We start from the raw sequence: 22,290 nt of genomic DNA, 5'->3' as shown, positions 1-22,290 counted from the left end.
CACGAAAGCAGGGGATAAACTATGCGTGACCTGAAAGAGGATACCGGTCAGTTGGGCCGCGACCTGTTGAACTGGTACGACGCCCATGCCCGCGTGATGCCCTGGCGTATCTCCCCGGCAGAGCGCGCTGCCGGGGTGCGCCCCGATCCCTACCGCGTCTGGCTGAGCGAGGTCATGCTGCAACAGACCACCGTTGCCGCCGTGAAGGATTATTTTCACCGCTTCACCAGCCGCTGGCCCACCGTCATGGATCTGGCCGCCGCAGCCGATGCCGATGTGATGGGCGAATGGGCGGGCCTGGGGTATTACGCCCGCGCCCGCAATCTGCTGAAATGCGCACGGGTGGTGGCGGATGATCTGGATGGCATCTTTCCCGACACCTATGAGGACTTGCTGAAGCTTCCCGGCATCGGCCCCTACACGGCAGCCGCCATTGCCTCCATCGCCTTTGACCGGCCCGAGACCGTGCTGGACGGCAACGTGGAACGGGTTATGGCCCGGCTGCATGACATTCACGATCCACTGCCTGGCTCAAAACCGCTCTTGAAAGAGCGCGCCGCCGAGCTGACACCGCAGGAACGCCCCGGCTGCCATGCCCAGGCGGTGATGGATCTGGGCGCCACCATCTGCACGCCCAAGTCCCCCGCCTGTGGCATCTGCCCCTGGCGCGACCCTTGTGCGGCGCGTGTTGCAGGCACGGCGGCTGAGCTGCCACGGAAGACCCCGAAAAAACCAAAACCCACCCGCCATGGCATCATCTACCTGGCCCGCAGCCCCGCCGGTGATTGGCTCCTGGAGCGGCGCCCGGACAAGGGGCTGTTGGGCGGCATGCTGGGCTGGCCCGGTTCGGAGTGGAACGAAGTACCGGACCCCGCTGCGCCTTTCGAGGCCGACTGGCAGGATCTGGGCGCCGAGGTGCGTCATACCTTCACCCATTTTCACCTGATCCTGCAGGTGATGCGGGCCGAGCTGCCGGAAGATTTTGCGCCCAAAACCGGGCAAGAGATGATCGCCCGGCACGATTTCCGCCCCTCGGACCTGCCCACGGTGATGCGCAAGGCCTTCGATCTGTGGCGCGGCAGCCAGGGTAGCGCGGGGTGAGGCCATTCGCCTCTTGGGTTTGCGCTGGCACCGGCATAGGGTTCCCCCAGACGCGCCATGACATCATGGGAGAGCCATAAATGAAGACCCCTGGCATCGCTCACAAAATCGCACCTGACATCCTGCGCCGCTGGCAATCCGCCCTGCCCTTCTGGCTGTCCTTCCTGCTGGTCCCGCTGTTGTGGTTCTCGGCTGTCATGGGCAGCTGGTGGGTGCTGCTGACGCCCTTTGTGACCTGGTATCTCTTCGCGGCCCTTGATGGCGTCTTTGGTCTCAACCTCGACAATGCCGATCCCATGACGCCCGAGGAAGACCTGCGCTGGTACAGTCTCCTGACCATCGCCTGGGTTCCGATCCAGTTCCTGACGCTGTTCGGGCTGATCGCCTATGTGGCGCCCAGCGACACGCTGAATGCGCTGGAGAAATTCGCTATCTTCTTCGGGATGGGCGTGGTCAGCGGTACCGTTGGGATCAACTACAGCCACGAGTTGATGCACCAGCGCAGCAGGCACGAGCGTTGGCTGGCCGATATTCTGCTGGCGATGGTGCTTTATTCGCATTTCCGCTCCGAGCATCTTCTGGTGCACCACCGCTATGTGGGCACGCCCCGCGACCCGGTGACCGCGCGCTACAACGAGGGCTTTCACCGGTTTTACCCCCGCGTGCTGCGCGAATGCTGGCAATCTGCCTTTCGCGCCGAAAAGGAAAAGCTGGCGAAAAAGGATCGCCCCTGGACCGATCTTTCCAATCCCTTCTTCCGCTATTGGGCCCTGCAGGGCGCGATGCTGCTGCTGGCGATGCTTGTGGGCGGCTTTGCTGGGCTGCTGCTGTTCCTGGTGCAGGCGGGTGTCGCGATCTGGCAGCTGGAACTGGTCAACTATGTGGAACACTACGGGCTGACCCGCAAACACCTGGGCGAAGGCAAGTACGAACATGTCCGCCCCTGCCACTCCTGGAACGCCGCGCATAAGGTCACGAACTGGCTGCTGATCAACCTGCAGCGCCATTCGGACCACCATTACAAGCCCGACCGGCGCTTTCCCCTGTTGCAGAACTATACCGAAGCAGACGCGCCGCAGCTGCCCTATGGCTATCCGGTGATGACGGTGGCGGCGATGATGCCGCCGCTCTGGCGCCGGATGATGAATCCCCGGGTGCGCCGCTGGCGGCAGATGTATTATCCCGAAATCACCGATTGGACGCCCTATAATCGCGCCAAAAACCCGATGCCGCGTTGATATCCCCGCGCCCGCACCGCGCCTTGCGCGGTGCCAGGCCCAACGGGAGAAGGGCAGGACACTGCCCGCCGACGGGCGGGAGCATCACCGTTTCGCAAAAGATCATGAGGCGCGGCTGTAGCGCACCCCTTCGGGCTTGTGGGCATCGAACTGGCTGGCGATGATCCGCGTCAGGGCGCGGCCCTCGGGCAGCACCGACAGCCCCTGTTCATCCAAGGACACCAGATCGCCAAACCGCGCCTGAATGGCTGCCATCTCGGCGTCCAGGCTGCGCGCCAGATCGCCGTATTCCCGGATCAATGCGCGCCGGTCCAGATGGAAGTCGCACATCACCATTTCGATGGCACGGGCGCGCAGGTGATCCTCTTCGCTCATCTCGTGACCGCGCGCCCCGGCAAGCTGACCCTTTTCGACCCGCTCCACATAGGTGGGCGTCGCCGCTGTATTCTGCACATAGCCCCCGGCATAGCGCGAGATCGACGAGGCCCCCACTCCGATCAGCGTCGGGCAGCGATCGTCCGTATAGCCCTGGAAGTTGCGACGCAGGTGGCCGCTTTTGGCCGCCACGGCCAAGCCGTCCCCCGGCAGGGCGAAATGATCGATCCCGATCGTCTCGAATCCGGCAGCGCGGAACTGATCCCCCGCCAGGCAGGCCAGATCGTAGCGTTCCGCGTCCCCCGGCAGTGCCGATTCGTCGATCAGCTGCTGGCGCTTGGCCACCCAGGGCACATGCGCATAGCCAAACAGCGCGATCCGCTCCGGCGCCAGGGTCAGCACCTTGTCCACGGTATCGGACAGCCGTGCGGCATCCTGATGCGGCAACCCGTAGATCAGATCGGCATTGAGCGAGGTGATTCCCGCCGCCCGCAGATCCTCGACACAAGAGAGGGTCACCTCGTAGGATTGATCTCGGCCGATCGCCGCCTGGACTTCGGGATTGAAATCCTGGATGCCGATGCTGGCCCGGTTCATGCCCACCTCGGCGAGGGCGGCAATCTTGTCCCGATCCACAAGGGTCGGATCGATCTCCACCGAAAACTCCCAGTCGGGCGTTGGTTCAAAGACAGATTTCACCGCCGCCGCCAGCCGGTGAATCAGATGCGGCGGCAGGATCGTCGGCGTGCCACCCCCCCAGTGCAGACGCCCCATCTGAACCCCCTTGGGCAGATGGGCCGCAATCAGGCGCAGTTCCTTTTCCAGCGTGCCGACATAGGCCTCCACCGGATCCAGACGCCGGGTGCCTTGCGTGCGGCAGGCGCAGAACCAGCACAGCCGTTCACAGAAGGGGATATGCAGATAGACCGAGACCGGAACCGCCGGATCCAGCGCTTCCAGATGTTCCACCTGTTCCGCAGCACCGACGTTTGGCGAGAAGACCGGCGCGGTCGGATAGGAGGTATAGCGGGGCACCCGGCTGTCGAACAGCCCAAGGGCGGCAAGGCGATCAATCTGTTTCATGCACCCATGCTTGGCCGCTTTGACCGCGTCGGACTTTGCGCAGGATCAAACCGCTCGCAAAATCTGCATCAGTCCCTTGGCCCGAGCATCGCTGCCAGCGCAAAAAGACCCGGAGCAAGCGCCTGAATTCGCGCGAAATACATGCGAGCCCCCGGTGAAAAAAGAAATTGTCATATCTGCGTCATTTTGGGTTTGACGCCCCTCGCGACTCCGCTTATACGCCCTCTCCACGACACCTGCCCAGGTGGCGGAATTGGTAGACGCGCTAGCTTCAGGTGCTAGTGTCCGTATGGACGTGGAGGTTCGAGTCCTCTCCTGGGCACCATCATCCCGACATTCCCAGACCGATGACATCTCGACAGTAATCTGTCGGATCTGAGTGTGCGTCGCGCATGCGGGGCTGTTGCGCGCGCGCGGCTGTGCTAGGCATCTGGCATGATCCCCTCGCCAGACGGAGCGCCCAAGATGACCGAGACCCTGTTCGACCTGCCAAAAACACCCGCGATCCAGGTTCTGGGCGAGGCACGCAGCTACCCCATCGGGCGGATCTTCTGCGTCGGGCGCAACTACGCTGCCCACGCCGCCGAAATGGGCAATGAGGTCGACCGTGAGGCGCCCTTCTATTTCACCAAATCCGCCGCCAATGCGGTGCTCAGCGGCGCCACCGCTCCCTATCCGCCCGGCACTTCGGATTTTCATCACGAGATGGAACTGGCCGTGGCCGTGGGCGCGCCGCTGTTCCGCGCCAGCCGCGAAGAGGCCCGCGCCGCCATCTATGCCTATGGCTGCGCGCTCGACATGACCCGGCGCGATCTGCAGGGCCAGGCCAAGGACAAGCGGCGCCCCTGGGATCTGGGCAAGGATCTGGAACAGGGAACGGTATTGGCGCCGCTCACCCGCGCCGCCGACTGGGATGGCCCGGTGGGAAAGAAGATCTGGCTCAGGGTCGATGACGCGCTGCGCCAGGATGCCAGTCTGGATGAAATGATCTGGTCGGTGGAGGATATCCTGTGTCACCTGTCCGGATATTACCACCTGCGCCCGGGCGATCTGATCCTGACGGGCACTCCGGCGGGGGTCGGCGCGGTCCAAGCCGGACAGGCGATCCGGGGCGGAATCGAAGGGTTGAGCGATGTCAGCTTGACCCTGAGCGAGGCCGAATAGCCGCGAATCCCTGCGCGCCCACGCAACCGAGGTTCGAATCCGTCAAGATTTTGTGCGCTTGGTCCATTCCTGCGCAGGCCGACTTGCGCCTATCAAATGAAGGCTGCCTGACAATCGGAAGGGCCGCCTTGAGGAGGAGTCGGTAGAAATACGCAACCCCGCTTCCGCGGCGGTGGCCCGGAATGTCTTTTTTCATGGCTTCTGAGCCAATGAGAGATTGATCTTCACACGCCAAAATGTTGATATGTATCAATCGGCCCAAAATGACCCGAATTATGTAACATTCTTCGGTGCGGGTCTGAGAGGTGACTTGGGACCGGCCAATTCATGAGTGAAAAATGCATGATCTGCTGTTGATGGTTACAAATGCACCAAATAGCAGGAGGGCGAGCTGGTTCGTTTTGCGAACCTGTACGGGGTGAACGGGACCAATGAAGAAAGAAATAGGCAATATATTGCAATAATCTTAGTTGCCGGCATTATGTTGCTTGGAAATAGGGTCAAAGGGAGGAATCACATGACCACTCGCAGAAAGATTCTTGGCGCAGCAGGCGCAGCGGCCATCGCCGCAATGTGCGCCACGTCCGCCTTCGCTCAGGAGGTGACGCTGAAGCTTCACCAGTTCCTGCCCGCACAGGCCAATGTGCCGAAGCTGGTTCTGGACGTCTGGGCCGACAATGTTGAAGCCTCCTCGGGTGGCCGTATCAAGATCGACCGTTATCCCTCCATGCAGCTGGGCGGCAAGCCGCCGGAACTGATGGACCAGGCCATCGACGGCGTTGCCGACATCGTCTGGACCGTGGTCGGCTACACGCCGGGCCGCTTCCCGTCGACCGAAGTCTTCGAACTGCCCTTCATGATGACCAATGCGCGCGCCACCTCGCACGCCTATTGGGAAATGTTCGAGCGTCACATGAAGGACACCGAGTTCAAGGACGTCCACATCCTGGGGACCTGGGTGCACGGCCCCGGCATGATCCACACCTCGGATCCGGTTGAAACCCCAGCCGACCTGCAGGGCATGAAGATCCGCGGCGGTTCCCGCTCGGTCAACGCACTGCTGACCGAACTGGGTGCAACCCCGGTCGGCATGCCGGTTCCCGCCATCCCGGAAGGCCTGTCCAAGGGCGTGATCGACGGCACCACCATTCCGTGGGAAGTCACCACCGCGCTGAAGGTTCCGGAGCTGGTCGAGAACCACACCGAGTTCACCGGCAAGGCGCTTTACACCCTGACCTTCGTTCTGGCGATGAACAAGGCCAAGTACGAAAGCCTGCCCGACGACCTGAAGAAGGCCATCGACGACAACTCCGGCCTGGAGTTCTCGGTCTTCGCCGGTGGCACCCAGGCAGATTCGGACGGTCCTGCACGTGAATTCGCGCTGGACAACGGCAACAACGTCATCACCCTCAACCAAGAGCAGACCGATGAATGGCGTGCTCTGGCCCAGCCGATCTACAACAAGTGGCTGGCCGACATGTCGGAAAAGGGTATCGACGGCCAGGCTCTGCTGGAAGAAGCAACCTACCTGATCGAAAAATACACTCCGCAGTACGTGAAGTAAGCGATACCATAGTCGAAGGGCCGCTGCGCACCCGTGCCGCGGCCCTTTGCGCACTCATATAGAGGTAAACACCATGCAAAAGCTCATGATGGGGTTGGCCAGGAAGATGGCTATTCTGGGCGGTATGGTCCTGGTTCTCCTGATTCTCCTGACCTGCCTGTCGATCATCGGCCGCCTGCTGAACGGCATCCTGCACGGAGGCTTCATGCAGGGGATTACGCCGGATCTTTCCAACTGGCTGATCAACTATATCGGGCCAATCAACGGCGATTTTGAACTGGTCGAAGCTGGCGTTGCCTTTGCCATTTTCGCCTTTATCCCGCTGTGCCAGATCACCTCCGGTCATGCATCGGTCGATGTGGTCGCCAATTCCTTTCCCCGCAAGGTGAACCGCTTCCTGCGCATGGTGGTGGCCCTCCTGTTTGCCATCGTTCTGGGCCTGATCACCGAGCGGCTCGCGGCAGGGATGATCGGGAAGTACCACAACGGCGAGACGTCTTTCCTGCTGGAGTTCCCAACCTGGTGGGCCTACGCGGCCAGCCTGTTTGCATCCTGCATGGCTGCGGTGGTCGCGTTCTATGTCGCGATCGTACGCACAAACGAATTTATTACCGGCCGCATTGAGTTGTGGGACGGTGTGGAGGGTGAGCAGTGACAGCTCTTGAAATCGGAATTACCTCTTTTCCCATCCTGATGATCCTGATCTTCCTGCGGGTACCGATCGGATTGTCGATGTTCCTCGTCGGTCTCGTCGGGCTGATCCTGGTGACCGATGGCACCCAGGTCGCCTTTGGCCGGATGAAAAGCGAGACCTATTCGACCTTCTCCTCCTATTCGCTGACCATCGTGCCGATGTTCCTGCTGATGGGGCATTTCGCAACGCTTGGCGGCATGTCCTCGGCGCTGTTCAAGGCCGCGGCCGGCTTCCTCGGGCACCGAAAGGGCGGGGTCGCAATGGCCTCGATCGGGGCCTGTGCGGGGTTCGGCGCGATCTGCGGATCCTCGCTGGCCACGGCGGCCACCATGGGCCGCGTCGCCCTGCCGGAACTGCGCGCCTATGGCTATGCGGGCGGCTTTTCCACCGCGACACTGGCGGCGGGCGGCACCCTGGGCATTCTGATCCCGCCCTCGGTGGTGCTGGTGATCTATGCGATCCTGACCGAGCAGAATATCGCAAAGCTGTTCCTGGCAGCCTTCATCCCCGGCATCCTGGCCGCGATCGGCTATGTCGTCGCCATCTCGATCTATGTGCGCATGTTCCCCGATAGCGCGGGCACCCGTCCGGCCATCCCCTGGGCCGAGCGCATGGAAAACCTGGTCAAGGTCTGGCCGGTTCTGCTGGTCTTCGGCCTGGTGGTCGGCGGCATCTATGCGGGCTGGTTCACCCCGACCGAAGGGGCAGCCGTCGGGGCGTTCGGCACCGGTTTCATCGCCTGGCTCAATGGCGGTCTGAACCGCGAATCCCTGGTGGACAGTTTCATCGTCACGGCGCGTTCCACCGCGATGATCTTCTTCATCGTGCTGGGTGCCGGTTTCTACAATGGCTTCCTGGCCCTGACCAAAGTACCGCAGGAACTGGCCGATTTCGTCGTCAGCCAGGGTCTGAGCCCCTGGGTGGTGCTGGCGCTGATCCTCGCCTTCTACCTTCTGTTCGGCTGCCTGATGGACAGCCTGTCGATGATCCTGCTGACCATTCCGATCTTCTTCCCGGTGATCTCGGCGATGGACTTCGGCCTGTTGTCCCTGCCCGCAATGCAGGCGGATGCAGCCATGGAGGTGCTGCGCAACGGGGTGCCCGACGGCATGGGGGCTGAAATGCTCGCCTCGATACAAGAGGCCATGGCCAACGGTATGGAGCTGACCCGCGAGCAGATGAAGGAACTGGGCATTCGCGTCACCGAGAGCCGCGTCAACCGGATCGAGGCGGAATATGTCGCCATCTGGTTCGGCATCCTGGTGCTGATCGTGGTCGAAGTGGGTCTTATCACCCCGCCGGTGGGCATGAACCTCTTCATCATCAACGCGATGGACCGCACCACCAAGATGATCGATACCTACAAGGCGGTGATGTTCTTTGTCGCCTCGGACATCATCCGGGTTATCATCCTGGTCGCCTTCCCGATCATCACGCTGCTGCCGCTGATGCTGCTGCACTAGCCGCTGGCAAAGCGAATCAACCGGCCTTGAAGCCCCCGCCATGGAAAATGGCGGGGGCTTTCCTGTTTCAGAAGCGGTACCGCAACACCGCTGGGCTCTTTCGGGCGGGGTGATACACAGCAATTTGTGCACAATAGTGCATTTTTTGCATGCGGAATGTTGCATTATTTTGCGACTGGTGCCTTAATCTGCCCAGGAAACGACTGCGCCGCCGGGGAGGGCCGCGCAGGCCATGGGGCTGATACAGCCCCTGACGGCACATCAGGGAGGAGCAAGGATGACACCCAGCGGCAATGCGGCAGGACTATTTGTGGACCGCCACCGGACAGAGCGCCCGGACAAACCGGCGTTCCGAGAGGCCGCAGGCGCTCAGCGCGAGATTTCATACGGGGAGCTGGCCGAGGCAACGGACCGGATGGCAGGCGCCCTGCGCCGTGCCGGGATCGCCCGCGAGACCCGCGCCGCGATGCTGGTTCTGGACCAGATCGAATTCCCGCAGATCTTCTGGGGCGCGCTGAAGGCCGGCGTGGTGCCGGTGCCCTTGAACACGCTCCTAGCCACCCCTGTCTATGAGGTCATCCTGAAGGACAGCCGCGCCACCATCCTCTTTGTCAGCGCGGAACTCTGGCCGGTGGTGGAACCTGTCATCGCCGCCTGCCCCGACCTGCAAAAGATCGTGGTCATCGGTGGCGACACGCCGGACGGCTGCGACAGCTATGAGGATTTCATCGCCGGAGCCGAGCCGCTGCCTGCGATCGACTGCTGCCCGGATGAAACCGCCTTCTGGCTCTATTCCTCCGGCTCGACCGGTCAGCCCAAGGGCGTGCGCCACGTCCACGGGGCACTGGCGGCGACGGCGGAAACCTATGGCGACAAGGTGCTGCAGATCGCCGAGGACGACATCGTCTTCTCTGCCGCCAAACTGTTCTTCGCCTATGGGCTTGGCAACGGGATGACCTTCCCGCTGTCCGTCGGAGCCACCACCATCCTGTTCAATGGTCGCCCCACTCCGGATGTGGTCCTGTCCATTCTCGAAGAACAGAAACCCACCATTTATTGCGGTGTGCCCACGCTTTATGCCGCGACCGTGGCAGCGCTGGAGAGTGCGACCAAACCCGACGCGCCCCTGCGCCGCTGCATCTCGGCAGGTGAAGCCCTGCCCGAAGAGGTCGGCCGCAAGTGGGAACAGATCTGGGGTGTGGAGATCCTGGATGGTGTCGGCTCCACCGAGATGCTGCATATCTTCCTCTCGAATGCGCCGGGCGATGTGGTCTACGGCAGTTCCGGCATTGCGGTGCCCGGATACGAGCTGCGCCTGGTGGACGAGGCGGGCGATGAGGTGACAGAGCCGGGCGGCATTGGCGAACTTCTGGTGCGCGGCGCCTCGGCCGCCGAAGGCTACTGGAACCAGCGCGGCAAAAGCCGTGGCACATTCGAGGGCGAATGGACCCGCACCGGAGACAAGTATGAGCGTGGCGAAGGCGGACGGTTCGTCTACTGTGGCCGCACCGACGACATGTTCAAGGTCTCCGGCATCTGGCTGTCGCCCTTCGAGGTGGAGCAGGCGCTGGTCGCCCACCCGGCAGTGCTGGAAGCCGCCGTGGTGCCCGCCCGCGACGAGGACGGCCTGGAAAAACCAAAGGCGCATATCGTGCTGAAAGACGGAACCGGGGATGACGCCCTGGCCGATGAGCTGAAGGCCTTTGTGAAAGAGAAAGTCGGCAAGTGGAAATACCCGCGCTGGATCGTCTTTGCCGAGGATCTGCCCAAGACGGCAACCGGCAAGATCCAGCGCTTCAAACTGCGAAAGGATGCATGATGGCTTTTGAATGGGGTGGAAGCGGCACCGTCGCGGTCGGCGGCGCCAATCTGGAATACGCAAGCCATGGCCCGGCGCCGGACAAGGCGCCGACGCTGGTGCTGCTGCACGAGGGCCTCGGCTGTGTTGCCCTGTGGCGGGACTTCCCGGAAAAACTGGCGGCGGCCACCGGCTGGGGCGTCTTTGTCTATTCGCGTCAGGGCTATGGGCAGTCCGATCCGGTGACCCTGCCCCGCCCGCTCGACTTCATGACACGCGAAGCCAAGGATGTGCTGCCGGAACTGCTGGATACCATCGGGCTGGAGCACGGTGTGCTACTGGGCCACAGCGACGGAGCGACCATCGCGGCGATCTATGGCGGCAGCGTGATCGATCACCGGGTGCGCGGGCTGATCCTGATGGCGCCGCATTTCTTCACCGAACCGGGTGGTCTGGCCGAGATCGCCAAGGCGAAAGAGGCCTATGACAGCGGCGAACTGAAGGAAAAGCTGGCGAAATATCACAAGGATCCCGACGGCGCCTTCCGGGGCTGGAACGATGTCTGGCTGGCCGAGGGCTTCCGCGACTGGGACGTGGCCGATGTGATCGACTACCTGCGCATCCCCGTGCTGGCGATCCAGGGCCGCGAAGATCAATACGGCACCCTGGCCCAGGTCGAGGTGATCGAGGAGCGCACCTATTGCCCCTGCGACATGCTGGTGCTGGAGGATTGCAAGCACAGCCCGCATCAAGATCAGCCGCAAAAGGTCATCGACGCGGTGGCCGATTTCACCAGCCGCCTGGCCCGGATCGAGGCCGCCGAGGTCGAAATCGCCTGACATGGCCCGCTTTCCGGATCCGCCGCACGCCCATATCCCGGGCCAGACGCCCCGGCATCCGGAAGGCACCTTCGCGGCACTTTGCGATACCGTGCAAGCGCAACAGCCCCCAGGGGCTGTTTTTGCATCCGACGCCTGGCGCGCCGGCCTGCAATTCCTGGAAACAGGATATTTCTGGGAAGCCCATGAAGTCTGGGAAGCGGTCTGGATGGCGCTTCCCGAAGGTACAGAGGCACGGCGGCTGGTGCAGGGCATGATCCAGCTGGCCAATGCCGAGCTGAAACAGGTGATGCAGCGCCCCAAGGCCAGCTTGCGCCTTTGCGAGATCGCCCTCACCCATCTGCAAGGTCTGGACCCAGACCTTTGGGACAGGGCCGGAATTCAGGAGACAGAGATTCGCAACCGGCTGGTCGATCTTCGTCAATCAACGGCAAATTATGCACGATAATGCACACATAGACACTCAGGCTCGCTAAAACACCAAAATGTCCTGCATTATTTTGCCAATAACCGGCATTATTGTGCACATCCCTCTTTGCCGCGCCCAAAAGCTGCGGTAAGTTGCAAACAACAGAACTCAGGAGCGCGACATGCCCCAGGCAATCGATTTTCAGACCGACCCTTCGAAATACCGGCACTGGCGGGTGGAGTATGATGGCCCCATCGCCAACCTCTATATGGACGTGGATGAGGACGGCGGGCTGTTTGATGGCTATCAGCTGAAGCTGAACTCCTATGACCTGGGCGTCGATATCGAACTGGCCGACATCGTGCAGCGGATGCGCTTTGAACATCCCGAGGTGAAGGTGGTGGTCATGCAGTCCGGCAAGGAGAAGGTCTTCTGCGCGGGCGCCAACATCCGCATGCTGGGCGGTGCCAGCCACGCTCACAAGGTGAACTTCTGTAAATTCACCAACGAGACCCGCAACACCTTCGAGGCCGCCGAGGCGGATTCGGGTCAGAAATACATCGCTGCCGTTCAGGGCGCCTGCGCCGGTGGCGGGTATGAGCTGGCGCTGGCCTGCAACTACATCATGCTGACCAATGACAGCACGTCGTCGGTGGCACTGCCCGAGGTACCGCTCTTGGCGGTTCTGCCCGGCACCGGCGGCCTGACCCGCGTGACTGATAAGCGCAAGGTGCGCCGCGATCTGGCCGATGTCTTCTGCTCGATCGAGGAAGGCGTCAAAGGCCAGCGCGCCGTAGACTGGCGTCTGGTGGACGAAGTTGTGCCGAACTCCAAGTTCGCCGACACCGTGGCCGAGCGTGCGATAGAATTCGCCGAGGCCAGCAGCAAGGCAGACGGGCTGACCGGCATCACCCTGGGCCCCATCACCCGCAGCTTTGGCGACAATGCCATCACCTATTCTCTGGTCGAGGTCGAGATCGACCGCGACGGTGGCCGCGCGACCATCACCCTGAAAGGCCCCGAGGCGGATGCCCCGGCGGATACCTCAGCGCTGCAGGCCGAGGGTGACCAGACCTACATGCTTCGCCTGGCGCGCGAACTGGATGATGCCATCCTGCACCTGCGCCTGAATGAGCGCGAGGTCGGCACCGTGGTGTTCCAGACCCAAGGTGACGCCGAGAAACTGCTGGCGCATGAGGCCCTGCTGCTGAACAACCGCGATCACTGGCTGGCGAACGAGATCCTGGCCTACTGGAAGCGCCTGTTGAAACGCATCGACATGACCTCCCGCTCGCTGGTGGCGGTGGTCGAGCATGGCTCCTGCTTTGCCGGACCGCTGGCAGAACTGCTGTGGGCCGTCGACCGCTCCTACATGATGCTGGAGGAATTCGAAGGCGACAATCGCCCGCTGGCCGCCGTGACCCTCAGCGAGGGGAACTTTGGCACCTACCCGATGGGCAACGATCTCACCCGCCTGCAGACCCGTTTCCTTGGTACCCCCGAGGCGGTCGAGGATCTGCGCGAACACATTGGTGAGCCGCTGGAGGCCGATCAGGCCGAGGAACTGGGTCTCATCACCTATGCCTTTGACGATATCGACTGGGAGGACGAGGTGCGTATCTTCCTTGAGGAACGCGCCAGCTTCAGCCCCGATGCAATGACCGGCATGGAAGCCAACCTGCGCTTTGCCGGCCCCGAGACGATGGAAACCCGCATCTTTGGCCGCCTGACCGCCTGGCAGAACTGGATCTTCCAGCGCCCCAATGCGGTGGGCAGCGATGGTGCCCTGCAGCGCTACGGCACCGGCCAGCGCGGCGAATACAACATGGAACGCGTGTAACCCGAGGATTTCAGCGGCAGCCGATAGGGCACCGCACGACGGAGGAACAAAATGCTTGATCTCATTAATGTCAGCTACGACACCCAGATCCCCAACAACGTTGGCCTGTCCAGCGACAAGAAGGTTCTGAAAGCGCTGGAAAAATGGCACCCCGGTTACATCAACTGGTGGAATGACCTGATCCCGCAGAACTTTCAGGAATCGATGGTCTACCTGCGCACCGCCGTGTCCGTGGACCCGAAAGGCTGGGCCAAGTTCGACTACGTGAAGATGCCCGAGTACCGCTGGGGCGTGCTGCTGGCGCCGCAGGTCGAAGGCCGCACCATTCCCATGGGCGAACACTATGGCGAACCCGCCTGGCAGGAGGTTCCCGGCGAATACCGCAACATGCTGAAGCGCCTGATCGTGATCCAGGGCGACACCGAGCCGGGCTCGGTCGAGCAGCAGCGCTTCCTGGGTCTGACCGCGCCGTCTCTTTATGACATGCGCAACCTGTTCCAGGTGAACGTCGAGGAAGGCCGCCACCTCTGGGCGATGGTCTACCTGCTGCAGAAATACTTTGGCCGCGATGGCCGCGAAGAAGCGAACGATCTCCTGATCCGCTCCTCCGGTTCCGAAGAAGCGCCGCGCATGCTGGGCGCCTTCAACGAGGAAACGCCGGACTGGCTGTCGTTCTTCATGTTCACCTATTTCACCGACCGTGACGGCAAGATGCAGCTGGAAAGCCTGGCGCAATCGGGTTTCGACCCCTTGTCGCGCACCTGCCGCTTCATGCTGACTGAAGAGGCGCACCACATGTTCGTGGGCGAAACCGGCGTCGGCCGCACCATCCAGGCGACCTGCGAAGCGATGAAGAAGGCCGGGATCACCGATCCTTTCGACATCAACAAGATCCGTGACCTGGGTGTCATCGACCTGCCGACCATCCAGAAAAAGCTGAACCTGCACTACACGCTGTCGCTGGATCTCTTCGGTCAGGAAGTCTCCACCAATGCGGCCAATGCCTTCAACGCGGGCATCAAGGGCCGCTACATGGAGCTGCGCCTGAAGGACGACCACAAGCTGACCAACGACACCTACAATGTGCTCGATCTGGAAGGCGACACGATCGTCGAACGCGAAGTGCCTGCCCTGACCGCCATCAACATGCGCCTGCGCGACGATTACGTCAAAGACGCAGCCGGTGGCGTCGGTCGCTGGAACAAGATCATCGAGAAGTATGGCATCGAGTTCGAAATGAAGCTGCCGCACCAGGCCTTCAACCGCAAGATCGGTGTCTTTGCCGGCAAGAACTTCGACCCCGATGGCAACCACGTCTCTGGCGCCGAATACGACAAGGGCCTGCAGGAGTGGCTGCCGACCCACACGGATGGCGATTTCATCCAGTCGCTGATGAAGCCGGTCTACGAGCCCGGTCAATACGCCAGCTGGATCTCGCCGCCCAAGGTCGGCATCGACAACAAGCCTGGCGATTTCGAATACGTGAAACTGCACATGGCATAAGAGGCATTCATCCTCTTTTTCCCGGCGCCTGTCACAGTCAACGACAGGCGCCGGGCATCCAGACCGGAGCACACCAGCCGGATTTATCCCAGCCAGACCGGAGGATCACCAGATGGACATTACCCGCAACCAAGCCGAAACCCCCAATGCCGACCGTGTGTCGGTGCAGATCAATGGCCTCAAAGGGCCCTGCGTGGGCTGTTCCGATTGCGTCGGCATGTGCCGCGCGCTGATCGATGCGCTGACCGTTCCCGATGCGATCCTCAAGAAAGCACCGAGAAGCTGAATGACCAACGCCCACACCGCGCCCTTGAAACAGCACCTGATCGACCCCGAGATCTGCATCCGCTGCTACACCTGCGAAATGACCTGCCCGGAAGAGGCAATCGTCCATGACGACATGAACGTCGTCGTCGATGCCGAGAAATGCAACTTCTGCATGGACTGTATCCCGGTCTGCCCGACCGGCTCGATCGACGAATGGCGGGTGGTGACCACGCCCTATTCGGTGGACGAGCAGTTCGAATGGATGGAGCTGCCCGAACAGGAGGAAATCTCCGGCGGCGATGCTGCCGAAGGCGACGTGGAGGCGATGGACGATGCCGTGGCGGCGCTTCTGGCCGACGCCCACGCCGGTGCCGGCGGCAAGGCGGTTGCCCCCGCCAGTGCCAGCAAACCCGTCATCAACATGTACACCCCCGGCAAGCCCGCGACGCTCAAGGTGCAGGGCAACTACCGGCTGACCGACAAGGACAGCGACAGCGATGTGCGCCATATCATCCTGGATCCGGCGGGCCTGCCCTTTCCGGTTCTGGAGGGGCAAAGCATCGGTATCATCCCGCCCGGCACGGATGCAGAGGGCAAACCGCATCTGCCCCGGCTCTACTCCGTCTCCAGCCCCCGCGACGGGGAGCGGCCCGGCTATCACAACATCTCGCTGACCGTGAAGCGCGAGGAACAGGGCCTGTGTTCCAACTACGTCTGCGATCTGAACGCGGGCGACGAGGTGCAGGTGACCGGCCCCTTCGGCGCCACCTTCCTGCTGCCCTCGGATCCGGCGGCGGATATCATGATGGTCTGCACCGGCACCGGCTCGGCCCCCTTCCGCGCCTTCACCATGCGCCGCCTGCGCGAGGCACCGCATGAGACCGGCAAGATGACCCTGGTCTTCGGCGCCCGCCGCCCCGGCGAGCTTCCGTATTTCGGCCCGCTGAAAAAGGTGCCGGATGCCTTCATGAGCAAGCTCTTCGCCTTTTCCCGGCAGGAGGATGCGCCCAAGCAATATGTGCAGGACCGCCTGCGTGAAGAGGCCGACCGGGTTGCCGCGCTGATGCAAAGCCCGACGGGCCATATCTACATCTGTGGTCTCAAGGCGATGGAACAGGGGGTCGAGGAAGCCCTGCGCGATATCGCCCGCGCCAATGGTTTGAACTGGGCCGATCTGCGCGATACGATGCGCGCCGATGGACGTTACCACGTCGAAACCTATTGAGCCGCAGGACAAAGCCCAGATGACAGATCAGATCGCCCCCGCCGGAGAAGGCTCCGGACCGGATACCTTCGTGCATGAAATCCGCGTCGGCTGGGGCGACTGCGATCCCGCCAAGATCGCCTATACCGGTCGCCTGCCCGCCTTTGCGCTGGAGGCGATCGACGCCTGGTGGGAACACTGCCTGGATGGCGACGGCTGGTTTCAGATGGAGCTGGACCGGGGCACCGGCACGCCATTTGTCAATATGAGCATCGATTTCCGCTCACCTGTCACACCGCGCCACCGGCTGATGTGCGAGGTCTGGCCCTGCAAGCTGGGCACCAAATCCATCACCTTCCGGGTCGATGCGCGTCAGGACGGAGTGCTGTGCTTTGAGGGCAAATTCACCTGCGTCTTCATCGATCCGGTCGATTTCACCTCCAAGGCGGCGCCAGCCGATTACCGCGCGGTCGTCGAACCCCGCTTGCGCCCGGAGTAACGCGGCCCCGCAGCTGCGCCCGACGCAGGGTTCCGCAGGATAATGCACCGTCTAACCCGGTCTCTGTGGGTTTTCATTTGAACATGCCCCGGCAGCGCCGTAAGTTTGTGCATTATGTTTCATAATTCGGCAGCGCATGAGTGAGATCACCAACTTTCGGGGTGAAACCCGCCCGGTTCAGACCGTCAGCGAGATCGATCAGGCGGTTCCCGCGCTGATCACGCGGGTCGGCGAACGCGTGCGCAAGGCACGCGAACGAAAAGGCATTCCCCGCCGGGTGTTGTCGGATCGCTCGGGCGTGTCACCCCGCTACCTCGCGCAGCTTGAGGCGGGCGAGGGCAATATCTCTATCGGGTTGCTGCAACGGGTGGCCGTGGCCCTGGATCACCGCATCGAATGGCTGATCGGCGAGGAAGACCCCTGGACCTCGGACGTGCTGCGGGTGGCGGATCTGTTCCGCGGCGCGACCAGCCGCACGCAGCAGGCGGTGCTGGACCTGCTGACCCCGGAAACACCCGAAACGCGAAGGGCAGGCCGTGTTTGCCTTGTGGGCCTGCGTGGCGCCGGAAAATCGACCCTTGGCGCCATGGCGGGACAGATCCTTGGCATTCCCTTTCTCGAACTCAACAGCGAGATCGAAAGCCAGTCCGGCATGCCCGTGTCCGAACTGATGGCCCTATATGGTCAGGAAGGCTATCGCCAGCTCGAAGCCCAGGCGATCAACCGCATCATCGCCACCCACGACAGCCTGATCCTGGCGGTGGCGGGCGGCATCGTGGCCGAGCCGGAGACCTACACCAACGTCCTGGCTCATTTCCACACCATCTGGGTCAAGGCCCAGCCCGACGAACATATGGCCCGCGTCCGCGCCCAAGGCGACGAACGCCCCATGGCCGGAAACCCGGAGGCGATGGAGCAGCTGCGTTCGATCCTGACCAGCCGCGAAGCGCTATATGGCCGCGCCCTGGCGCAGCTCGATACCTCAGGTCAGACGGTGGAACAGTCCTGCGACAGCCTGATCGCCATGATCAAGGAAAAGGGCTTCACCGGCTGATCCAGTCACTGCGGATCCCGCAGCCAGTCATCGGCGAAACGCACATCCCCGACCCCCGCAAACCGTGCGACCCGGTCCAGCTCCGCCTCAAGCCTTTGAACCCGTCGCGGCGACCATGTAACGCCCCGTTCTGGCCAGATCGCGGTGACGTTCAACCGATCCGCACTGCGATCCGCCTTCATGTCGATCCGCCCCACCAGCCGCTCCCCCTCCATCAGGGGGAAGACATAATAGCCGTATTTGCGTTTCGGCGCCGGGGTGAAGACCTCGATCCGGTAGTGAAAGCCGAACAACCGCTCGGCCCGCTTGCGGTCGCGCAGGGCAGGATCAAAGGGGCTGAGCAGCCGCATCCGCCCCGGCGCTGGCCCCAGATCCATGGCCTCATCTACCATGCCCGGTCGTGCCAGCACCCGGCGAAAGCCACCATCCGCCTGTTCGATCTCGATCTCCTGCAGGGCGCCGGATTTCAGCTGTGCGGCTGCCCAGTCTTTTGCCTCGGCGGCTGAGGCGGTATCCCAGAAGGCCGCGATCTCGCCCGAGGTGGCAAAGCCGAGCCGATCCAGCGCCCCGTTGCACAGCCAATCCACGGTGGCTTCGGCGTCGCAATCAGAGGCACCGGGATGCAGATGCTCCTCGATCACCCGCTCGGTCAGGTCATAGCGTTTCTGGAACCCCTCGCGCCCGACGACCGTGAGCGCGCCAGATCGCCAGAGGTATTCCAGCGCGGTCTTCGAAGGGTGCCAGTCCCACCAGCCGCCCGATCCCTTCTTCTCGTCCTTACCCACGTCGGACGAGCTCACCGCCCCATGGTCGCGGATGTGATCCAGCACCGATCTGAACCGCTCCTCAAACCCGTCGCGCCGCCAGTTGCGCCAGCGTTTGCGCAACAGCTCCGCATCGCGCTGAAATCGCAGATGCCAATGGGGGTAGAACTCCATCGGGATCACGGCGGCATCATGGGTCCAATGTTCGAACAGGGCGCGGTCGCGCTCATAGAGCCGTTTCAGATGGGCGGGGCGATAGCTGGGCCTGCGGGAATAGAGGATCACGTCATGGGCGCGCGCGACCGTGTTGATACTGTCGAGCTGCACGAACCCCAGCCGCCGGATCAAGTCATACAGGTCAGCGCCTTTCGAGGGGCCCGTGGGCGCCTCCAGAAGCCCGTGCCGGTCCAGAAACAGCCGCCGCGCGGCCCGGTTGCCCAGCCGCACGTACATCGCTCAGCGCCGTTTCAGCGTATCACCATAGGTGATCGTGGGCGTCAGGGTCACATGGCGTTCGAGTTCGACCTCGGGATCTTCGAGCTGGGCGGCAATGATCTCCGCCGCCTTGCGCCCGATCTCCTGACGGCAAGCGTCCATGGTGGCCAGTTTGCGCGGCAGACCCTGCAACAGCTCAACCCCGTTGAAGCCCGCAAGACCGATCTGCCCCGGCACATCGATACCCTGCTCCAACAGGTACAAAAGACCACCGGCCCCGATCATATCGTTGGAATAGTATAGGAAATCGAGCTCCGGGGAGCGTTCAAGCATCTCCGCCGTCATCTCGCGCCCCTTGGCCAGCGCCGAGCCACCGGAATAGAAGGCGCGATCCTCGATCTCCACCCCTTCCTTGGCCAGCGCCTCGGTAAAGCCTTCAAAGCGTTTGCGGGCGCGGTGATCCAGCGGCATCTTGGTGCCCATGAAACCGATGTGGCGATAACCCGCTTTTAGGATCGCCTTGGCCATCTCGCGCCCAGCGCGGCGGTGGGAAATCCCGACCATGGCATCCACCGGCTTGCCGTCGGTATCCATGATCTCCACCACCGGAATGCCTGCGGCATTGAGCATGGCGCGCGCCGCCTCGGTGTGTTCGAGCCCGGCGATGATCACGCCCGAGGGACGCCAGGACAGCATCTCGTAGAGGACTTTCTCTTCTTTTTCCGGCTGGTAATCGGTGACGCCCACCACGGGTTGCAGTTCGGTATTTTCCAGCACCTTGTTGATGCCGGTCAGCACCTCGGGAAACACCATGTTCGACAGCGACGGGATGATGACGGCGACCAGGTTCACCCGTTTGGAGGCCAGCGCCCCGGCGATCTTGTTGGGCACATAGCCCAACTCCTTGGCTGCGGTCAGCACCTTGCTGCGGGTCTTTTCCGAGACATCGCCGCGGTTGCGCAGCACCCGGCTGACGGTCATCTCCGACACGCCGGTGGCTTCCGAGACATCACGAAGGGTGAGCGGGCGCTTGTTGTCGGTGGTCACGGGCGTGGGCCTCTTTGAGTTGGTTGCCTGATGTTAGCGCAGACAGCGCGGGCTGCACAATGGGAAGAGCATGCAAGAGGCGCAGCCTAGCCCAAAGATCAAAACCAATCCGACCGGACCGCGCCCCATTGTGATGACAGATCCGATTTGCTATCGCGTAAACACGCGTGGCCCCGTGGCTCAACTGGATAGAGCAGCCCCCTCCTAAGGGGCAGGTTGCAGGTTCGAATCCTGCCGGGGTCACCAGATATCCCGCTCCGCCACGCTTGGATGCCGACAGTTCAACGCATGTCAGACCAGGCAAGCGCCCGGACTGTCTGTGTTTTTTTCAGCTCACTCTATTGTGGCCCTATGCGACGCGGGAGTCGACGTTGCCTGCGGCCATATGTGCCTCGTAGTCGCGGTCAAGCTCCCGTTCGTGGCCCGCGACCGAGGTGTTGAAGCCATCCATGCTGGTTTTCAGCTTGGCGGAATCCTCGGTCAGCTTGATCGACGTCTGATGCACCAGCGACGCGCGAGTCGCATTGTCCAGCGTGGTTTCGCCCAGTTCGGTCATATTGCCGTCGATCTCCTCCAGGCTGCGCGCCTGGCTGGAGATATGCGAGGCGATTTCCGTCATCACCTTGGAGACATCGACAACCCCGTCGCGAATGCCTTCCAGGCTTGATCCGGTGGCGCGCACCAGGTCGCTGCCCTGCTGGACTTGCAAGGAGCTTTCGGCGATCAGCGCCTTGATCTCGGTCGCCGAATCCGAGGCACGGGCCGCCAGCGAGCGCACCTCGGAGGCCACCACGGCAAAGCCGCGTCCCGCTTCGCCGGCACGGGCGGCCTCGACCCCTGCGTTCAGGGCCAGAAGATTGGTCTGGAAGCTGATATCGTCGATCACATCGACGATCTTGGCGATCTTTTCCGAGGATTCCTCGATCCGGGCCACCGCCTCGATGGCCTGCTGCACCACCAGGCCACCCTGTTCGGCATCGTTGCGATTGACCTCGGAGCGGTTTGAGGCCCGTTCCACCATGAGCGTGACATCCTTGGTGCCCGCCGTCACGTAGCTGACCACGGCGACCGCCTCTTCCAGGGCCGCAGCCTGCTGTTCGGCGCGTTCGGCCATTTCCTTGGTCATTTCAGCCGTGGAGGACACCTTTTCATCGACCGAATGCGCCCGCGTGGTGGCATCGGAAATGATCCCCGACCAATGGGAGATCAGGTTGTTGTAGGATTTGCGGATGCCGTCGAAACGGGGCGGAATGCCGTCTTCTTTCTGGATGGGTTTGGAGAGGTTGCCCTTTTCCAGCTCCTCAATGCCGCCCGTCAGAACATCCAGCGCCTTCGTGTGTTCAGCATGCTGTGCCTCGAAGTAGGAGGCAATCACCCGCTCGCAGTCCGCCATCATCAGACGGTTGAGCAGCTGCACCTGCCGCGACAGCTTGGTCCGGCTCGTCAGACGTCGGCTGACCAGGACATCGAACATATCCGCACCGGCCGAGGAATAGCCGCCTAGATACTGGATGAAGGGCAGGCGCAGTTCGTAATGCACCCGGCCAACCCGCGCCGCAGAATCGAAATATCCCTGATCGAATTGCCCTGAGAACAGCCGCACCCAATGGGCCTTTTGCGCCGCCTTGGCATGAGAGACGGCCTTGTCATCGGGGAAGAACCGGCGCGTTTCCTCGCGCTCAAGCACGCGCGCATAGAACCGATCCAGCACCCTGTCCATATGCGGCATGAGCAGTTTCCCTGTCTCGGCAACGAGCGCCTTGCAGTCGGAATCCAAACCAAACCACTGATAAAAGCTTTGATGATCGGCAGATGACATGGCATGTCCCTGTTTATTGGTAAGACTTCCTGCCCTTGTGCCAGCCAGCCTTTTACAAGGTCTTAAAATGATAATTTGGATGCATGGATTTTCCTGGGTAAACACCTATTTTTTCAGCAAAATAATTCAC

Annotated in this window: 19 protein-coding genes and 2 tRNA genes; 17 read left to right on the top strand and 4 right to left on the bottom strand. The window is 62.2% G+C overall.

Annotated features, from left to right (window positions below; all coding sequences use genetic code 11):
* Positions 1–21: 21 nt before the first annotated feature.
* Positions 22–1,101, top strand: coding sequence for an A/G-specific adenine glycosylase (gene mutY / locus PXK07_RS04295; RefSeq protein ID WP_274846959.1), 1,080 nt, complete (start codon positions 22–24; stop codon positions 1,099–1,101).
* 80 nt (positions 1,102–1,181) lie between these two features.
* Entirely contained in the window at positions 1,182–2,339 is a 1,158-nt protein-coding gene (locus PXK07_RS04290; protein WP_274846958.1) for an alkane 1-monooxygenase, read from the top strand.
* A gap of 102 nt (positions 2,340–2,441) precedes the next feature.
* On the opposite strand, the gene hemN is transcribed toward PXK07_RS04290, so the two are convergent.
* Positions 2,442–3,797 (bottom strand): oxygen-independent coproporphyrinogen III oxidase, encoded by a 1,356-nt coding sequence (gene hemN / locus PXK07_RS04285; RefSeq protein WP_274846957.1) that lies wholly within the window; start codon positions 3,795–3,797, stop codon positions 2,442–2,444.
* 238 nt (positions 3,798–4,035) lie between these two features.
* Here hemN and PXK07_RS04280 point away from each other — a divergent pair.
* The 14 genes from PXK07_RS04280 (at position 4,036) to PXK07_RS04215 (ending at position 18,095) form a co-directional block, all read left to right on the top strand.
* A tRNA-Leu gene (locus tag PXK07_RS04280) sits at positions 4,036–4,122 on the top strand.
* A 140-nt stretch (positions 4,123–4,262) separates the two neighbouring features.
* The gene (locus PXK07_RS04275) at positions 4,263–4,961 is read left to right on the top strand and encodes a fumarylacetoacetate hydrolase family protein (protein WP_274846956.1); all 699 of its coding nucleotides are present in this window, start codon (positions 4,263–4,265) and stop codon (positions 4,959–4,961) included.
* Between the two features lie 517 nt (positions 4,962–5,478).
* Positions 5,479–6,525, top strand: coding sequence for a TRAP transporter substrate-binding protein (locus tag PXK07_RS04270; RefSeq protein ID WP_274846955.1), 1,047 nt, complete (start codon positions 5,479–5,481; stop codon positions 6,523–6,525).
* Between the two features lie 73 nt (positions 6,526–6,598).
* Positions 6,599–7,180, top strand: coding sequence for a TRAP transporter small permease (locus tag PXK07_RS04265; protein WP_274846954.1), 582 nt, complete (start codon positions 6,599–6,601; stop codon positions 7,178–7,180).
* The gene (locus PXK07_RS04260) at positions 7,177–8,682 is read left to right on the top strand and encodes a TRAP transporter large permease (protein ID WP_274846953.1); all 1,506 of its coding nucleotides are present in this window, start codon (positions 7,177–7,179) and stop codon (positions 8,680–8,682) included. Before PXK07_RS04265 ends, PXK07_RS04260 begins: the two co-directional genes overlap by 4 nt.
* Before the next feature lie 277 nt (positions 8,683–8,959).
* Positions 8,960–10,501 (top strand): benzoate-CoA ligase family protein, encoded by a 1,542-nt coding sequence (locus tag PXK07_RS04255; RefSeq protein WP_274846952.1) that lies wholly within the window; start codon positions 8,960–8,962, stop codon positions 10,499–10,501.
* Positions 10,501–11,319 (top strand): alpha/beta fold hydrolase, encoded by an 819-nt coding sequence (locus tag PXK07_RS04250; RefSeq protein ID WP_274846951.1) that lies wholly within the window; start codon positions 10,501–10,503, stop codon positions 11,317–11,319. Before PXK07_RS04255 ends, PXK07_RS04250 begins: the two co-directional genes overlap by 1 nt.
* 1 nt (position 11,320) lies before the next feature.
* Positions 11,321–11,767, top strand: a complete 447-nt coding sequence (locus PXK07_RS04245) for a DUF309 domain-containing protein (RefSeq protein WP_274846950.1) — start codon at positions 11,321–11,323, stop codon at positions 11,765–11,767.
* A gap of 142 nt (positions 11,768–11,909) precedes the next feature.
* Positions 11,910–13,568, top strand: a complete 1,659-nt coding sequence (gene boxC, locus PXK07_RS04240; protein ID WP_274846949.1) for a 2,3-epoxybenzoyl-CoA dihydrolase — start codon at positions 11,910–11,912, stop codon at positions 13,566–13,568.
* A 51-nt stretch (positions 13,569–13,619) separates the two neighbouring features.
* Complete coding sequence (boxB, locus tag PXK07_RS04235; protein ID WP_274846948.1) at positions 13,620–15,071, top strand: benzoyl-CoA 2,3-epoxidase subunit BoxB; 1,452 nt, start codon at positions 13,620–13,622, stop codon at positions 15,069–15,071.
* Between the two features lie 112 nt (positions 15,072–15,183).
* A complete protein-coding gene (locus PXK07_RS04230; RefSeq protein ID WP_274846947.1) occupies positions 15,184–15,357 on the top strand; it encodes a hypothetical protein in 174 nt (57 codons plus the stop codon).
* Positions 15,358–16,563 carry a benzoyl-CoA 2,3-epoxidase subunit BoxA gene (gene boxA, locus PXK07_RS04225; RefSeq protein ID WP_274846946.1) on the top strand — a complete coding sequence of 402 codons (1,206 nt, stop codon included), beginning with the start codon at positions 15,358–15,360 and terminating at the stop codon, positions 16,561–16,563.
* 19 nt (positions 16,564–16,582) lie between these two features.
* Positions 16,583–17,041, top strand: coding sequence for an acyl-CoA thioesterase (locus tag PXK07_RS04220; RefSeq protein ID WP_274846945.1), 459 nt, complete (start codon positions 16,583–16,585; stop codon positions 17,039–17,041).
* 136 nt (positions 17,042–17,177) lie between these two features.
* Positions 17,178–18,095, top strand: a complete 918-nt coding sequence (locus tag PXK07_RS04215) for a helix-turn-helix transcriptional regulator (protein ID WP_274846944.1) — start codon at positions 17,178–17,180, stop codon at positions 18,093–18,095.
* 5 nt (positions 18,096–18,100) lie between these two features.
* On the opposite strand, the gene PXK07_RS04210 is transcribed toward PXK07_RS04215, so the two are convergent.
* Both PXK07_RS04210 and PXK07_RS04205 read right to left on the bottom strand, forming a co-directional pair.
* A complete protein-coding gene (locus PXK07_RS04210) occupies positions 18,101–19,312 on the bottom strand; it encodes a winged helix-turn-helix domain-containing protein (RefSeq protein WP_274846943.1) in 1,212 nt (403 codons plus the stop codon).
* A gap of 3 nt (positions 19,313–19,315) precedes the next feature.
* The gene (locus PXK07_RS04205) at positions 19,316–20,341 is read right to left on the bottom strand and encodes a LacI family DNA-binding transcriptional regulator (protein ID WP_274846942.1); all 1,026 of its coding nucleotides are present in this window, start codon (positions 20,339–20,341) and stop codon (positions 19,316–19,318) included.
* Positions 20,342–20,510: 169 nt separating this feature from the next.
* Here PXK07_RS04205 and PXK07_RS04200 point away from each other — a divergent pair.
* Positions 20,511–20,587, top strand: a tRNA-Arg gene (locus tag PXK07_RS04200).
* Positions 20,588–20,690: 103 nt separating this feature from the next.
* On the opposite strand, the gene PXK07_RS04195 is transcribed toward PXK07_RS04200, so the two are convergent.
* Positions 20,691–22,160 (bottom strand): globin-coupled sensor protein, encoded by a 1,470-nt coding sequence (locus PXK07_RS04195; RefSeq protein ID WP_274846941.1) that lies wholly within the window; start codon positions 22,158–22,160, stop codon positions 20,691–20,693.
* Between the last annotated feature and the right edge of the window lie 130 nt (positions 22,161–22,290).

Source organism: Phaeobacter sp. QD34_24, assembly GCF_028890115.1.
In the GTDB taxonomy this organism is placed as follows: Bacteria; Pseudomonadota; Alphaproteobacteria; order Rhodobacterales; family Rhodobacteraceae; genus Phycobacter.
The sequence above is the reverse complement of the archived record's forward strand: the minus strand, read 5'-3'. Positions and strand labels throughout refer to the sequence as shown.

Bases quoted from the DNA above. Each gene is read 5' to 3' on its own strand.
- PXK07_RS04195 (WP_274846941.1), bottom strand. From the start codon at position 22,160: ATGTCATCTGCCGATCATCAAAGCTTTTATCAGTGGTTTGGTTTGGAT.
- PXK07_RS04290 (WP_274846958.1), top strand. From the start codon at position 1,182: ATGAAGACCCCTGGCATCGCTCACAAAATCGCACCTGACATCCTGCGC.
- boxA (WP_274846946.1), top strand. From the start codon at position 15,358: ATGACCAACGCCCACACCGCGCCCTTGAAACAGCACCTGATCGACCCC.
- PXK07_RS04250 (WP_274846951.1), top strand. From the start codon at position 10,501: ATGGCTTTTGAATGGGGTGGAAGCGGCACCGTCGCGGTCGGCGGCGCC.
- PXK07_RS04275 (WP_274846956.1), top strand. From the start codon at position 4,263: ATGACCGAGACCCTGTTCGACCTGCCAAAAACACCCGCGATCCAGGTT.
- mutY (WP_274846959.1), top strand. From the start codon at position 22: ATGCGTGACCTGAAAGAGGATACCGGTCAGTTGGGCCGCGACCTGTTG.
- boxB (WP_274846948.1), top strand. From the start codon at position 13,620: ATGCTTGATCTCATTAATGTCAGCTACGACACCCAGATCCCCAACAAC.
- hemN (WP_274846957.1), bottom strand. From the start codon at position 3,797: ATGAAACAGATTGATCGCCTTGCCGCCCTTGGGCTGTTCGACAGCCGG.
- boxC (WP_274846949.1), top strand. From the start codon at position 11,910: ATGCCCCAGGCAATCGATTTTCAGACCGACCCTTCGAAATACCGGCAC.
- PXK07_RS04220 (WP_274846945.1), top strand. From the start codon at position 16,583: ATGACAGATCAGATCGCCCCCGCCGGAGAAGGCTCCGGACCGGATACC.
- PXK07_RS04255 (WP_274846952.1), top strand. From the start codon at position 8,960: ATGACACCCAGCGGCAATGCGGCAGGACTATTTGTGGACCGCCACCGG.
- PXK07_RS04210 (WP_274846943.1), bottom strand. From the start codon at position 19,312: ATGTACGTGCGGCTGGGCAACCGGGCCGCGCGGCGGCTGTTTCTGGAC.
- PXK07_RS04270 (WP_274846955.1), top strand. From the start codon at position 5,479: ATGACCACTCGCAGAAAGATTCTTGGCGCAGCAGGCGCAGCGGCCATC.
- PXK07_RS04245 (WP_274846950.1), top strand. From the start codon at position 11,321: ATGGCCCGCTTTCCGGATCCGCCGCACGCCCATATCCCGGGCCAGACG.
- PXK07_RS04265 (WP_274846954.1), top strand. From the start codon at position 6,599: ATGCAAAAGCTCATGATGGGGTTGGCCAGGAAGATGGCTATTCTGGGC.
- PXK07_RS04230 (WP_274846947.1), top strand. From the start codon at position 15,184: ATGGACATTACCCGCAACCAAGCCGAAACCCCCAATGCCGACCGTGTG.
- PXK07_RS04215 (WP_274846944.1), top strand. From the start codon at position 17,178: ATGAGTGAGATCACCAACTTTCGGGGTGAAACCCGCCCGGTTCAGACC.